This is a genomic window from Nonomuraea sp. AD125B (genome assembly GCF_041402765.1).
Taxonomy (GTDB): Bacteria; Actinomycetota; Actinomycetes; order Streptosporangiales; family Streptosporangiaceae; genus Nonomuraea; species Nonomuraea bangladeshensis.
The window spans coordinates 22,186-36,974 of sequence record NZ_JBGLOU010000018.1 but is presented as its reverse complement, the minus strand read 5'-3'; the positions used below and the strand labels follow the sequence as shown (position 1 = coordinate 36,974).

Sequence of the window (14,789 nt, the reverse complement as noted above, 5' to 3'; positions counted from 1 at the left end):
TCCTCACAGGTCGATCGGAGGTGGAGTCAGCCGGAGGTTACGCCGACGTGAGGCGCTCGGGTAGGGGCGTTCGTCAGGATTCTGCAAGTTGTTACATCGGCAGGGCCCTACATTTCTGAAATTTCCCGAAAGATTTGCAGGAGTGGCGGCGTGGGGAGCCTGGCCGGCCGGGTGGAAATCGCGTAAGCAAGACAGAGATGAAGGACCTGCTGGTGGTGCACTACCGACGCGCCGACCCCGACGGCTGGGGGCTGCACGTGTGGGGCGACGTGGCGGAGCCGGTCGCGTGGGACGCGCCGGTCCCGCTGGCGGGCGAGGACGCCTACGGGCGCTTCGCCTGGATCCCGCTGCGGCCGGGCGCCCGCCGCGTCGGCGTGCTCCCTCACCGCGGCGACACCGCCGACGGCGGCGGGCACCTCGTCGATCCCGCGTGGAATCCCGAGATCTGGCTGGACGAGGGCCGGGACGAGGTGTTCGGCTCGCGGGCCGCCGCCGACGGGCACGCCGTGATCCACTACCGGCGGCCGGACGGCGCGTACGACGGCTGGGGCCTGCACCTGTGGGGCGAGGCGGTCGCCGAAGCCGCGCTCACCGACTGGGCGCGGCCCCGTCTCCCGGACGGCGTGGACTCCTTCGGGGCGTGGTGGCGGGTGCCGCTGCGGGACCCGGCCGCCGCCCTGCACTTCGTGGTCCACGCGGGCCCGGTCAAGGACCCCGGCCTCGACCTGCGGATCGTCCCGGCCGAGCAGCCGGAGGCGTACGTGGAGGCGGGCTCCCCCCTCCTCCACCCGACCCGGGCCGCCGCGGACGGCGTGGTGGTGCTCCACTACCGCGCGCCGGACGACCAGCATGACGGGCTGACGCTGAGGCCCGCGGACGGCGACCCCGTACGCCCCTCGGGCTGGGACTCCTTCGGCGCGATCTTCCACGTCCCGCTCCCGCCCGACACCCGGACCCTCCGCTACGCCGTGCCTCCTTCGGGCGAGGTTGCGCAAGGCGGCGGGCATGGGCCGGACCGCGACTGCCCCCCTTCGGGGGAGACCGCGCAAAGCGGCAGACTTGGGACGGGTGGCAGCCATTCCTCTTCCCATGAAGCCGCCGGCGGCGACGGGGCCGCTGGGTGGTGGACCGTGGAGACGGGGCTCGTCGGGCATGAGGTGTGGCGGGTGGCGGGGGTGGTGGGGCATGTCCTGCCGCGGCCGCCGGCGCCCGATGTCGATCTGCGGCACTGTCTGGCGCACTGGATCGACCGGGAGACCGTCCTCTGGGAGGTGCCCGGTTCGCTGCGCCACGCCCTGGTGTTCAGCCCCGGTGCCGCCCTCGCCTTCGACAACCTGCGCGACCCGGCAGGCGAGGCGGGGGTTCTGCGGCTCTCGGCGGGCGAGCTGACCGATGAGCAGCGTCGCGCGTGGCCGCATCTGGCCGGGTACACCGCGCTCAAGGTGGATCCGCGCGACGCCGCCCTCGCCCCCGAGGCCCTGTGCGGGCAGGTGGCGGCGGTGGCCAGGGACGAGGAGGGCAGGCTGGTCGCGGCGACGGGCGTGCAGCTTCCCGGCGTCATCGACGACCTGTACGCCGCAGCCGCCACTGCCCCGCTCGGCCCCTCCGGCCGTCTGCGTCCGCGCCTCGCCCTGTGGGCGCCCACCGCCAGGAAGGTCGAGCTGGCCCTGTACGGCAAGGGCGGCAGGCGCACCGTCCACCGCATGCGCCGCGACGACGCGACCGGCGTCTGGTCCGCGCACGGCCGGCCCTCGTGGATGGGCCGCGACTACACCTTCCTCGTCACCGTCTACTCTCCCGCCGCCGGCCGGATGGTGACCAGCGAGGTCACGGACCCGTACAGCCTGGCCACGGTCCCCGACGGCGTGCGGAGCCGTCTCGTCCGGCTCGACGCCGCCGCCTGCAAGCCGCCCGGCTGGGACGCCCTGGCCAAGCCCGCCCCCGTGCCGCCGCACCGGGCCGTGATCTACGAGCTGCACGTGCGCGACTTCTCCGCCTCTGACGCCACCGTCCCCGAGGAGCTGCGCGGCACGTACGCGGCCTTCACCCGCGACTCGGACGGGACGCGCGAGCTGCGGGCCCTCGCCGCCGACGGCGTGACCCACGTGCACCTGCTGCCGGTCTTCGACCTGGCCACGGTGCCCGAGCGCCGTGAGGACCGCGTCGAGCCGGACTGCGACCTGGCGGCCCTGCCGCCCGACTCCGAGCGGCAGCAGGAGTGCGTGGCCCGCACCGCGGCCACCGACTCCTTCAACTGGGGCTACGACCCGCTGCACTACACGGTGCCGGAGGGCTCGTACGCGACCGACCCCGACGACCGGATCCGCCAGTTCCGCGCCATGGTCGCCGCGCTCAACCGGGCCGGGCTGCGCGTGGTCATGGACGTGGTCTACAACCACACCCACACGGAGTCGGTGCTCGGCCCGATCGTGCCCGGCTACTACCACCGCCTGCTCGCCGACGGCTCGGTGGCCACCTCGACCTGCTGCGCCAACACCGCCCCCGAGCACCGGATGATGGGCCGGCTCGTGGTGGACTCGATCGTCACCTGGGCCAGGCAGTACAAGATCGACGGGTTCCGGTTCGATCTCATGGGCCACCATCCGAAGGACAACATCCTGGCCGTACGCCGCGCGCTCGACGCGCTCACCCCCGAGGCCGACGGCGTGGACGGGCGCTCGATCATCCTGTACGGCGAGGGCTGGAACTTCGGCGAGATCGCCGACGGCGCCCGCTTCCCGCAGGCCACGAAGGAGGGCATGGCCGGCACCGGCGTCGCCACGTTCGCCGACGCCCCACGGGACGCGGTGCGGGGCGGCGGGCCGTTCGACGCCGACCCGCGGGCGCAGGGCTTCGGCTCGGGGCTGGCCGGCGCGCCCAACGGCAGCCCCGCCAACGGCGACCAGGAGCAGCAGCGGGCGCGGCTCGCCCACTGCACCGACCTCATCAGGATCGGCCTGACGGGCAGCCTGCGCGACTACGTGCTGCCGTGCGGCCGTACCGGCGGGGAGATCCGCCACAACGGCGCCCCCGCCGGGTACGCCCGCGACCCCGGCGAGAGCGTGGTCTACGTGGACGCGCACGACAACGAGACGCTGTACGACGCGCTGGCGTACAAGCTGGCGCCGGGGACCCCCATGGCGGACCGGGTGCGCATGCAGGTGCTGTCGCTGGCCGTGCCGCTGCTGTCGCAGGGGGCGGCGTTCGTGCACGCGGGCAGCGAGCGGCTGCGCTCGAAGTCCTTCGACCGCAACTCCTACGACTCCGGCGACTGGTTCAACCGGCTGCTGTGGGACTGCTCGCTGGGCAACGGGTTCGGCGGCGGCCTGCCGCCGCGGGCCGACAACGAGGTGCGCTGGCCGTACGCGCGGCCGCTGCTGGCCGATCCGGCGCTGCGGCCGGGCTGCGAGGCGATCGGCGCGGCCCGCGCCCGGTTCGGTGAGCTGCTGCGGATCCGCTCCTCGACGCCGGCGTTCGCGCTCGGGTCGGGCGAGGAGGTGCGGCGGCGGCTGTCGTTCCCCGCCGCGCCGGACGGCGTCATCGTCATGCACGTGGACACGGCCGGGATCGATCCGCGCTGGAGCGCGGTGACGGCGGTGCTCAACGCGACCCCGTACGAGCTGGCGCTGCCGGTGACGGCGCCGGCCGGGCAGGAGCCCGCGCTGCATCCGGTGCTGGCGGCCTCGGCGGATCCGGTGGTCCGCGGGTCGGCGTTCGACCGGGCGAGCGGGACGCTCACCGTGGCGGGACGTACGGTGGCCGTCTTCGTCACCCCCTGAGAACGTTTCGCCGTTCCGGCTCCGGGCAGCGGGCGCATGAACGGACGAAAGGCATCACGTCCTATACAGATCGCTGGAAATGCCAAGACTCACGGCGCAGACTGGAAAGACGGCGATCGCGTGGAGCAGTGGAGCACCCGTGGACAAACACCTTGAGCACATGCCGGTCCTGTCCCGCGGCAGACATCGCAACCCGAAACGCGGTGCCTGCTTCATGGAACTGGCCTCCTACCTTGCCGGGGAACGCTGGAGCGACCATCCGGCCTGCACGCACCCGTTGCTGGCCGCACTCGCCCGTCTGGTCAACGACAACGTCAACGACGAGAACCGGGCCGCGCTGGTCCCCCTCGTCCCGTCGATCATCGGGCTGACCAGTGACGACCTGCGCGTGGACGCGCGGATCGCGCTGCGCTGCGCCACGACGGCGCTGCCGGTGGCCGCGGCCGAGCGCCAGCTCGCGCTGGCGGTGTCGGTGCTGGCGGCCGAGGAGATGCTCGCCAGGCTGGACGGCGCGCCGCCCGGCCGGCTGAGCGAGGCGAGCCGGCGGGCGCTGGACGAGGTCCCGCACGCGAGCGAGCAGGCCAGGCGCTTCAGCCGGGCCGCCAAGATCACCGAGAAGGGCTTCCGCAGGTACGCCGCCCCGAACGCGGTCCAGCTCGCGGTCGTGGGGATCGTGCAGGCGTGCGTCACCGACCCGGACGCGCTGCTGCGGCGGCTGCTGGAGGAGACGATCGCGGACTGCGCGGCCATGATGCACGGCACCACCCCGGCCCATGAGGCCCCGGCCGGCAGGCCCGCGGAGGCCGAGGCCGCTCCGCAGGCAGCGGTTCACGCCTGATCGGCCACCGGTCCCGACCGCCCTGCCAGGGCCGACCGCCCTGCCAGGGCCGACCGCCCTGCCAGGGCCGACCGGCCGCCCGGCCCGATGTGTAGCCAGGGCCGATCGGCCGCCCGGCCCGATGTGTAGCCGGGGCCGATCGGTTGCCGGGCCCGATGGGCAGCCAGGGCCCATCGGTCGTGGGGCCCGATGGATGGCCGGGGCCGATCGGTCGCCGGGCTGATCGGTTGCCGAGCCTGATCGGTTGCCGAGCCTGATCGCCTGCCGAGCCTGATCGCCTGCCGAGCCCTTCGATCACCGTCCCCGCGGTCCCGTACCGCGGGGATCTTCACGCATCCGGCCGGTCACGTGGCGTGACGAACGCCTGGCGGAGCGGTTTTTCCGCAGGTCAGGCTAGCCTTTCCTTCGTTGCGGATCTTGTCGCAGAACCCTAAATTCTTGGACAAGAGCATCCGTAAGTGGAGGATTTCCATGACCATCGAGCTCGCCGAGCCGCGCTCCCCCGAGCAGCACCACACGCACCGCGACGTGACCGGTGGCTGGCTGCGTCCGGCGGTGTTCGGGGCGATGGACGGGCTGGTGTCCAACTTCGCGCTGATCGCCGGCGTGGTGGGCGCGGCGGGCAGCGGCGGGAAGGCCGCGGTGCTGGCCGGGTTCGCCGGGCTGGCCGCAGGGGCGTTCTCCATGGCGGCCGGGGAGTACACCTCCGTGAAGTCGCAGACCGAGCTGATGCGGGCCGAGATCGCCGTCGAGCGGCGTGAGCTGGCCCGCAACCCCGAGGGCGAGCGTGCCGAGCTGGCCGCGCTCTACGAGTCGCGCGGCCTCGACCCGGACCTCGCCCGCCGGGTGGCCGACGGCCTGTCGGCCGACCCCGAGCAGGCGCTGCGCGTGCACGTGCGCGAGGAGCTGGGGGTGGACCCCGACGACCTGCCCTCGCCGTACCTGGCGGCGGCCTCGTCGTTCCTCGCCTTCTCCCTGGGGGCGCTGGTGCCGCTGGCGCCGTTCCTGTTCGGGGCCTCGGGGCTGACGCTGGCCGTGGTGCTGAGCGTGCTCGGGCTGTTCGGGTTCGGCTCGGCGGTGGCGGCGATGACGGCGCGGCCCTGGTGGGTGGGCGGCCTGCGGCAGCTCGCGCTCGGCGTCGGCGCGGCCACCGTCACCTTCGGTCTCGGCCACCTCCTCGGCGTCACCCTGACCTGAGCCCGCACCTCTCAGGCCCCGCGCCGGGGTCAGTGCCGACGGCGGCGGCGGAGGAGGGGTTTGAGTATGACGCGCACGGTCAGCAGCAGCACGACGGCGACGAACTGGCCGCCGAGGACGATCCGGTTGACGTCCACGGCGGGATGCCACTTCACCTCGCCGTTCTTGACGACGTAGACCCCGGCGGGCGTGGCGCCGTGGCCGAAGCCGAGGCCGCTCCCGCCGCCCTCCTCCTTGTCCTTCCTGCCCTGCCCCTGGCCGGCCCCGCCGCCCTGGACGACCCGGGCGACGGGGATGACGACGACGTCGCCGTGCTGGATCGGCTCGCCGAAGACGCGCCGGACGGTGGCGGCGTCCTTGGACCGTTCGACCAACTCCATGATGTCCATGGGGACATCCTCGCCCAGAAGCCGCCGGGCGACTACGCGCGCCGGCCGCGCAGCTCGCGGTAGCGGCGGACCAGGCGCTCGGTCGAGGGGTCGGGGAAGCTGGTCGGCGGCTCCTCGGAGGTGAGGGCGGGGGCGAGGTCGGAGGCCATCTTCTTGCCCAGCTCGACGCCCCACTGGTCGAAGGAGTCGATGCCCCAGACGGTGCCCTCCACGAACACGATGTGCTCGTAGAGGGCGACGAGCTGCCCCAGCGTGGACGGGGTGAGCTTCGGCGCGAGGATCGTGGAGGTCGGCCGGTTGCCCGGCATGACCTTGTGCGGGACGATCTCGGCCGCGGTGCCCTCGGCCGCGATCTCCTCGGCCGTCTTGCCGAACGCCAGCGCCGAGGTCTGCGCCAGCAGGTTGGCGGTGAGCTGGTCGTGCATGCCCTCGCGGTCCTCGTAGGGCTCGGCGAAGCCGATGAAGTCGGCGGGCACGAGCCTGGTGCCCTGGTGGAGGAGCTGGTAGAAGGCGTGCTGGCCGTTGGTGCCCGGCTCGCCCCAGAAGATCTCGCCGGTCTGCGCGGTGACCGGGGTGCCGTCGGCGCGCACCGACTTGCCGTTGGACTCCATGGTGAGCTGCTGGAGGTAGGCGGGGAAGCGGTGCAGGCGCTGGCTGTAGGGCAGGACGGCGCGGGTCTCGGCGTCGAAGAAGTCGGTGTACCAGATGCCGAGCATGCCCATGATCACCGGCATGTTCCGGTCGAAGGGCGCGGTGCGGAAGTGCTCGTCCATGGTGCGGAACCCGGCGAGCATCTCGCGGAAGCGCTCCGGCCCGATGGCGATCATGAGCGACAGCCCGATGGCGCCGTCGTAGGAGTAGCGGCCGCCCACCCAGTCCCAGAAGCCGAACATGTTGGCGGTGTCGATGCCGAACTCGGCCACCTTGGCGGCGTTGGTGGAGACGGCGACGAAGTGCTTGGCCACCGCGTCGTCGCCGAGCGCGCCGACCAGCCAGCTGCGCGCGACGCGGGCGTTGGTGAGGGTCTCCAGCGTGGTGAAGGTCTTGGAGCTGACCACGAACAGCGTGGTCTCGGGGTCGAGGTCGCGCAGGTTGCCGACGATGTCGGCGGGGTCGATGTTGGAGACGAAGCGGGCGGCCACGCCGGCGTCGGCGTAGTCGCGCAGCGCCTCGTAGGCCATCGCGGGGCCGAGGTCGGAGCCGCCGATGCCGATGTTGACGACGGTCTCGATGGGCTTGCCCGTGGCGCCCTTCCACTCCTTGCCCCGCACCCGGTCGGCGAAGGCGCTCATCCTGTCGAGCACGGCGTGCACGTCGGCCGGGACGTCCTGGCCGTCGACCACGAGCTCGGCCTCGCGCGGCATCCGCAGCGCGACGTGCAGCACGGCGCGGTCCTCGCTGACGTTGATGTGCTCGCCGCCGAACATGGCCTCGATCCGGTCGCGCAGGCCCGCCCGCTCGGCCAGGGCCGTCAGCAGCTCGACGGTCCGCCCGGTGGCGCGGTGCTTGGCGTAGTCGAGGTAGAGGTCGCCGGCGGTCACCGTCATGCGCTCGGCCCGGCCGGGATCCTCCGCGAACAGCTCGCGCAGGTGCCTGCCGGCCAGCTCCTCCTGGTGCTTGCCCAGCGCCGCCCACTCCTGGCTCTGGGTGATGTCGCCGTCCACGTGTCTCCTCCTCGCACCGCTGAGCGCGGCCAAACGATCAGGTTCTGGTCCATCGTCCCGCAACCCCGTACCCATCGAGAATGATTCCGCGCACGGCGGAGCCGTGTCTTTGCGTCCCCAGTGGGAAAGTCGAATTCCTCCCCCTGCCGGGGTTCAGCGCCGTCCACGGAGGAAGGGGGAGAGGCATGGAGCACATCGACGCGTACTGGCGCGCGGCCAACTACCTGTCGGTCGGGCAGATCTACCTGCTGGACAACCCCCTGCTCGCCGAACCTCTGCGGCCGGAGCACATCAAGCCCCGGCTGCTCGGCCACTGGGGCACCACGCCGGGCCTGAACTTCTGCTTCGCCCACCTGAACCGGGTGATCAAGGAGCGGGACCAGGACATGATCTACATCGCCGGCCCGGGGCACGGCGGCCCGGCGGCGGTGGCCCACGCCTGGCTGGAGGGGACCTACACCGAGCGCTACCCCGACATCACCCAGGACGTACGGGGCATGAAGGCGTTGTTCCGGCAGTTCTCCTTCCCCGGGGGCGTTCCCAGCCATGTGGCGCCCGAGACGCCGGGCTCGATCCACGAGGGCGGCGAGCTGGGCTACGCGCTGGCCCACGCCTACGGAGCCGCCTTCGACAACCCCGACCTGGTGGTGGCGTGCGTGATCGGCGACGGCGAGGCCGAGACCGGCCCCCTCGCCGCGAGCTGGCACTCCAACAAGTTCCTGGACCGCCGCCGCGACGGCGTCGTCCTGCCGATCCTGCACCTCAACGGCTACAAGATCGCCAACCCGACGATCCTCGCCCGCATCCCGTACGACGAGCTGACCAAGCTCATGGAGGGCTACGGTTACCGCCCCCACCTGGTCGGCCCCGACCACGAGGAGATGGCCGCCACCCTCGACCTCTGCTGGGAGGAGATGGCCGCCTACAAGGCCGGCGACGCGCCGCGGCTGCCGATGGTCATCCTGCGCACGCCGAAGGGCTGGACCGGGCCGCGGGAGGTGGACGGCAAACCGGTCGAGGGCACCTGGCGGGCCCATCAGGTGCCGCTCGCCACCGTACGGGAGAACCCGACGCACCTCGCCATGCTGGAGGAGTGGATGCGCTCCTACCGGCCCGAGGAGCTGTTCGGGCCGGACGGCCGGCCGGTCGAGGAGATCGTCGCGACGGTCCCGGAAGGGCCCCGGCGGATGAGCGCCAACCCGCACACCAACGGCGGGGAGCTGCTGGAGCCGCTGCGCCTGCCCGACTTCCGCAAGTACGCGGTCGAGGTCAAGGCGCCCGCCGACCAGAAGACCGAGCCGACCCGCGTCCTCGGGACGTTCCTGCGCGACGTGATCGCCGCGAACCCGAGCACGTTCCGGCTCATGGGGCCCGACGAGACCGCCTCCAACCGGCTACAGGCCGTCTTCGAGGTCACCGACCGGGCCTGGGACGCCGAGCTGCTGCCCACCGACGAGAACCTGGGCGCGGGCGGCCGGGTGATGGAGGTGCTGTCGGAGCACCTGTGCCAGGGCTGGCTGGAGGGCTACCTGCTGACCGGCCGGCACGGGCTGTTCAACTGCTACGAGGCGTTCATCCACATCGTGGACGCCATGTTCAACCAGCACGCCAAGTGGCTGGAGACCGCGCAGAAGATCCCGTGGCGGCGTCCTGTGGCGTCGCTGACGTACCTGCTGTCGTCGCACGTGTGGCGGCAGGACCACAACGGCTTCAGCCACCAGGACCCCGGCTTCCTCGACGTGGTGGTCAACAAGAAGGCGTCGGCGGTGCGCGTCTACCTGCCGCCGGACGCCAACACGCTGCTCTCCGTGGCCGACCACTGCCTGCGCTCGCGCGACTACGTCAACGTCATCGTGGCCGGCAAGCAGCCCGTGCTCGACCTGTTCACCATGGACGAGGCCATCGCCCACAACACCCGCGGCCTCGGCATCCTGCCGTGGGCCTCCACCGACGACGGCAGCGAGCCCGACGTCGTGCTCGCCTGCGCCGGCGACGTCCCCACGCAGGAGACCCTGGCCGCCGCCGCGCTGCTGCGCGAGCACCTGCCCCAGCTCCGGGTCCGGGTCATCAACGTCGTGGACCTCATGCGGCTCCAGCCGCCGTCGGAACACCCGCACGGCATGCCGGACGCCGAGTTCGACACCCTGTTCACCGTCGACAAGCCGATCATCTTCGACTTCCACGGCTACCCGTCGCTGATCCACCAGCTCACCTACCGCCGCCACGGCCACGACAACATCCACGTGCGCGGCTACAAGGAGGAGGGCACCACGACCACCCCGTTCGACATGGCGATGCTCAACGACATCGACCGCTACCACCTCGTCATGGACGTCATCGACCGCGTACCGGGGCTCGGCTCCAAGGCCGCCCACCTGCGTCAGCGGATGAGCGACGCGCGGCTGCACGCCCGCGCCCACACCCGCGAGCACGGCGAGGACCCCGGCGAAATAAGCTCCTGGACATGGCCGGCCACATTCTCGTCCTGAACACGGGATCCTCATCGATCAAGTACGAGCTGGTGGACGTCCGGACCCACGAGCGCCCGGCCAGAGGGCTGATCGAGCGCATCGGCGAGCGGTCGGGGCGGCTCACCCACCACGCCGGGGACGGGCCGCCGTACGTGCGGGAGCGGCCCTTCCCCGACCACGGCGACGGTCTGGAGGCGATGATGGCGGCCTTCGCCGCGGCCGGTCCCGCGCTGGACCCGGTCGCGGTCGGGCACCGCGTCGTGCACGGCGGCGTGCGCTTCGACGGGCCGGTGCTCGTGGACGACGAGGTGGTGTCCGTGATCGAGGAGCTGGCCCCGCTCGCGCCGCTGCACAACCCGGTCAACCTGGCCGGCATCCGGCTTGCGCGCAAGGCGTTCCCCTCGGTGCCGCAGGTGGCGGTGTTCGACACGGCCTTCCACCGGACGTTGCCGCCGGAGGCGTACACGTACGCGGTGCCGCGCGACTGGCGCGAGGAGCTGGGCGTGCGGCGCTTCGGCTTCCACGGCACCTCCTGCGCCTACGTCTCGCGCCGCGCCGCCGCCGTGCTCGGCCGCGACCTCGCCGAGCTCAACCTGATCGTGCTGCACCTGGGCAACGGCGCCAGCGCCACCGCGATCTCCGGCGGGCGCAGCGTCGACACCTCCATGGGCCTGACCCCGCTGGAGGGGCTGGTCATGGGCACCCGCTCCGGCGACGTGGACCCGGGGCTCACCGGCTACCTCGCCCGCACCTCGGGCGCCGACCCGCAGCGGGTCGAGCAGGACCTCAGCCGCCGCGGCGGCCTGCTCGCGCTCACCGGCACGCTCGACATGCGGGAAGTACGCGCCCGCGACGACGACGAGGCCCGCCTGGCGCTGCGGATCTACACCCGGCGCATCCGCAAGTACGTCGGCGCCTACTACGCGCTGCTCGGCCGGGTGGACGCCGTCGTGTTCACCGGCGGCGTGGGCGAGCACGACGCCGCGACCCGCGCCGAGGCGCTGGCCGGGCTCGACCGGCTCGGCATCGCCGTGGACCCCGCGCTCAACGCGGCCGGGGACGGCGAGCGGGCCGTCTCCGCCCCGGGCGCGGAGGTGCCGGTGCTGGTCGTCCCGACGGACGAGGAGTGGGAGATCGCCAGCCAGGCGCTCGCCCTGATCTCCGGCGGCCCCCAGGGCTGATCCCGCCGACGATCTTGGAAACGCCGGAACGGGTGGACATCGCCTGCGCGTTCGTGATCACAATTGGCGGTCCGAACCCCCTACCAGCGGAGCACCCCCATGCCGAAACGCCGTCTGACCGCGCCGGTCGCCCTGGCCGCGCTGTTCCTCGCCCTCACCGCCCCCGGATCGGCGGCCGCGGCGGGCAGGACGACCGACCCGACGCTGCCGGGCCCGGTCTTCAAGACGGTCACCGACAAGAACGCGCTGCTGTCCCTCCAGACGTTCGGCCGCCCCGACGGCAAGGACATGGTCTTCCGGATCTCCGGCAGCGTCTACGCCAACATCGAGGGCAACGCCCTGGAGCCGGGGCTGCGGCACGGCCAGAAGCTGTTCGGCATCGAGGGCTACAACATCCGCCGCCTCTACCGTGAGCCCGGCACCACCAAGCTCTACCAGCTCTCCCGCGAGATCGTCTTCTACACCGACCCCGCCGACCCGACGAAGATCCTGCGGGAGTGGAAGAACCCGGTCGACCTCAAGACCTATCCGGTCGTCCCCATCAACAACGACACGGTGAACTTCGGCCCGTTCGACGTCACCCCGTCCTACGCCGGCCCGCCCACCCGCCGGCTGCACGACGAGACCGTCTGGACCAGCGACATCCCGGTGCGCACCGACTTCGGCAGCACGCTCGGCGAGAAGTTCGGCCTGGTGGGCGGCGTGTACGCGGCCCAGGAGATGTTCGACTTCTTCGTCGACGACCGCGAGGCGGCCGCCCGCGCCGTGCCGGGCAAGGTGCCCTCGGGCGCGATGAAGACGAAGATCGCCTGGAGCCGGACGAGCCCGTGGGCGCCGTTCATGTGCCTGGCCGAGAGCGAAGTGCGCGGCCAGCTCACCTACCACGCCCGGAGCTGGTCGCTGAACTCCTACGCCGACGTCGAGCCGTGGATCCGCGCCGAGGTCGACAAGAACCACCCGCTCTACCGGAGCGCCCCCGGCGCGCCGGGCGCCAGCGAGAACTCCTGGAGCTCCTTCCACGCCAAGCAGCTCCACAAGGGCGCCACCACGTGGGCCGGCTGGTGCGCCGCGAACGCCCGCTGAGCCTCCGGCCGCGCTAGGGCAGCCTGCGGGGCACGGCGGGCACCCAGAACTCGACCGTGGTGCCCGCGCCCCGCTCGCCCTTGATGTCCCACCAGCCGCCGGCCGTCTCGGCGCGCTCGCGCATCTCGACCAGCCCGAAGTGCCCGGCCTGACCGCCGGGCCTGGCCAGGCCCACGCCGTCGTCTCGGACCCGTACGTGCACGCCCCGGTCGAGCGAGACCAGCGACACCGTGACGGAGGACGCGCCGGCGTGCCTGGCCACGTTCGTCAGCGCCTCCTGGCAGACGCGGAAGACGGTGATGGCGGCCTCGGCCGGCGGCTCGGCGTCGAGGTCGTGCCTCAGCTCGCACCGCACGCCGGTGCCCGCCATGACCGTCTCCATGTACGCGGCCAGGCTCGCCACCAGGCCCTCCTCCGGCGGGCGCAGCCGGAAGGCGAGCTCGCGCAGCCGGTCGGCGGCGGCGTCGACCGCCTCGTCGATGCCGTGCACCGCGTCGGCGTACTCGCGGGGCAGCGGCGCGTCCCGCAGCCGGGACTCCAGCAGGCGCAGCCGCATGCCGACGGCGACCATGGACTGGATGGTGTCGCCGTGCACGTCGTTGGCGATGCGGCGGCGCTCCCGTTCCTGGGCCTCGATGAGGCGGGCCAGCAGCATGCCGCGCTCGTCCAGGGCGCGGGCCATGCTGCGCCGCTCGGTGAGGTCGCGGGTGACCTTGCCGAAGCCGCGCAGGCCGCCGTGCTCGTCGCGCAGGGCGGTGATGACGACGCCGGCCCAGAAGCGGGTGCCGTCCTTGCGGACCCGCCAGCCCTCCTCCTCCCATTGGCCGTCGGCGGCGGCGACCGCCAGCTCGGTGGCCGGATGGCCCGCCGCGACGTCCTCGGAGGGGTAGAAGACCGAGAAGTGCCTGCCGATGATCTCCTCGGCGGCCCAGCCCTTGATGCGCTGGGCGCCGGCGTTCCAGCTGACGATGCGGCCCAGCGGGTCGAGCATGAAGATGGCGCAGTCGCGGATGCTCTGGACGAGCAGCCGCATGTCCTCGGCGGGGCGGTCGCGCGCGGGCATGAGGAGGCAGCCTCCCACGGCCGGTCGGGAACCCAGGACCGCTCACCCGCGGCCGGCGCGGGATCAGGGGTCGGGGCTCAGGGGGTCGGGGTCAGGCGCCGGCGGGACGGGCCTAGCGGCGGGACGGCGTGCGCCGCCCGCTCGTACCCCCCGACCTTACCGCCCTCGCCACCGCACGACCGCACCGCACGACCGCACCGCACGACCGCACCGCACTGCGCCACCGCACGACCGCACCGCACGACCGCACCGCACTGCGCCACCGCACGACGGCACCGGCGCGTCAGTCCAGCAGCCCTTCGCGGCGGGCGACGGCGACCGCCTCCAGCTTGGAGCGGGCGCCCAGTTTCCCCAGCACGTGCTGGACGTGGTTGCGGGCGGTGTTCCTGGCCACGCCGAGGCGTTCGCTGATCTCGCCGATGCTGGCGCCCTCGGCCAGGAGCAGCAGCGTCTCGCGTTCGCGGGCGGTGAGCCGGGCTCCCAGGTGGCCGGACCGCCCGGTGAGCCGGTCGAGCAGGCCGGGCAGCAGGCCCGGCGGGAACACCGCCCCGCCCGCGGCGACCGCGCGTACGGCCGACTCCAGCTCGTCCAGCCGCGAGGACTTCACCAGCAGCCCGGCGGCGCCGGACTGCACCACGCGGGCGGCCACGGAGGCGTTGGCCTCGCCGGTCAGCACCAGCACCCGGGCCCGCGGCGCGGCGGCGGCGAGACGGCCGACGGCCGCGATGCCGTCGCCGTCGGGCAGCCGGCGGTCGAGCACCACCACGTCGGGCTGCGTCCTCGCCGTCTCGGTCAGGGCGGCGGCGATCGTGCCGGCGTGGGCGACCACGGCGATGCCGGCGGCGCGGCCCAGGGCCAGCTCGATGGCCTCCGCGACCATGGCGTGATCCTCGACCAGCACCAGCCGGATCGGGGGTGAGGCGGTCGGCATGGGCGTCGGCTTTCTCGGTCGCGTCGGCGCAGTCCGGTCGTGGGCGGTCCGGTTTCTGCGCGGTCCGGCCGGTGGCGCGGCCTGATCACGGTGTTCGGGCGGTCACTCCCAGCTTTCCATGCCGCCCCCGCCTCCTGCCAGCGGCGAGCGTACGGAGAGGGTGTCGCAGGTGAGCGGTCCAAAAGAGGGTGAA

At 72.9% G+C, this 14,789-nt stretch carries 10 protein-coding genes; 6 read left to right on the top strand and 4 right to left on the bottom strand.

Features of this window, described 5'->3' with window-relative positions:
* Positions 1 to 197 precede the first annotated feature (197 nt).
* From pulA to ACBR40_RS37710, 3 genes are all read left to right on the top strand, one after another.
* Entirely contained in the window at positions 198 to 3,779 is a 3,582-nt protein-coding gene (pulA, locus tag ACBR40_RS37720; protein ID WP_371251796.1) for a pullulanase-type alpha-1,6-glucosidase, read from the top strand.
* 139 nt (positions 3,780 to 3,918) lie between these two features.
* Positions 3,919 to 4,617 carry a hypothetical protein gene (locus ACBR40_RS37715; protein WP_371251795.1) on the top strand — a complete coding sequence of 233 codons (699 nt, stop codon included), beginning with the start codon at positions 3,919 to 3,921 and terminating at the stop codon, positions 4,615 to 4,617.
* 471 nt (positions 4,618 to 5,088) lie between these two features.
* Positions 5,089 to 5,814 (top strand): VIT1/CCC1 transporter family protein, encoded by a 726-nt coding sequence (locus ACBR40_RS37710; RefSeq protein ID WP_344206023.1) that lies wholly within the window; start codon positions 5,089 to 5,091, stop codon positions 5,812 to 5,814.
* Between the two features lie 29 nt (positions 5,815 to 5,843).
* Here the strand turns inward: ACBR40_RS37710 and ACBR40_RS37705 are convergent, their stop codons facing one another.
* Both ACBR40_RS37705 and pgi read right to left on the bottom strand, forming a co-directional pair.
* Positions 5,844 to 6,203 carry a spore germination protein GerW family protein gene (locus ACBR40_RS37705; protein ID WP_364456318.1) on the bottom strand — a complete coding sequence of 120 codons (360 nt, stop codon included), beginning with the start codon at positions 6,201 to 6,203 and terminating at the stop codon, positions 5,844 to 5,846.
* A 32-nt stretch (positions 6,204 to 6,235) separates the two neighbouring features.
* On the bottom strand, positions 6,236 to 7,867 hold the full coding sequence (pgi, locus tag ACBR40_RS37700) for a glucose-6-phosphate isomerase (RefSeq protein WP_371251794.1): 1,632 nt from the start codon (positions 7,865 to 7,867) through the stop codon (positions 6,236 to 6,238).
* A gap of 185 nt (positions 7,868 to 8,052) precedes the next feature.
* Here pgi and ACBR40_RS37695 point away from each other — a divergent pair, with 185 nt between their 5' ends.
* From ACBR40_RS37695 to ACBR40_RS37685, 3 genes are all read left to right on the top strand, one after another.
* Positions 8,053 to 10,356, top strand: a complete 2,304-nt coding sequence (locus tag ACBR40_RS37695) for a phosphoketolase (protein ID WP_371251793.1) — start codon at positions 8,053 to 8,055, stop codon at positions 10,354 to 10,356.
* On the top strand, positions 10,332 to 11,519 hold the full coding sequence (locus ACBR40_RS37690) for an acetate kinase (protein WP_344206016.1): 1,188 nt from the start codon (positions 10,332 to 10,334) through the stop codon (positions 11,517 to 11,519). Before ACBR40_RS37695 ends, ACBR40_RS37690 begins: the two co-directional genes overlap by 25 nt.
* A gap of 99 nt (positions 11,520 to 11,618) precedes the next feature.
* Positions 11,619 to 12,602 carry a DUF1838 family protein gene (locus tag ACBR40_RS37685; RefSeq protein ID WP_371251792.1) on the top strand — a complete coding sequence of 328 codons (984 nt, stop codon included), beginning with the start codon at positions 11,619 to 11,621 and terminating at the stop codon, positions 12,600 to 12,602.
* 13 nt (positions 12,603 to 12,615) lie between these two features.
* On the opposite strand, the gene ACBR40_RS37680 is transcribed toward ACBR40_RS37685, so the two are convergent.
* Together ACBR40_RS37680 and ACBR40_RS37675 are read right to left on the bottom strand one after the other, a co-directional pair.
* Positions 12,616 to 13,665, bottom strand: coding sequence for a PAS domain S-box protein (locus ACBR40_RS37680; protein ID WP_371251791.1), 1,050 nt, complete (start codon positions 13,663 to 13,665; stop codon positions 12,616 to 12,618).
* A gap of 283 nt (positions 13,666 to 13,948) precedes the next feature.
* A complete protein-coding gene (locus ACBR40_RS37675; RefSeq protein WP_344206011.1) occupies positions 13,949 to 14,596 on the bottom strand; it encodes a response regulator transcription factor in 648 nt (215 codons plus the stop codon).
* Positions 14,597 to 14,789 lie beyond the last annotated feature (193 nt).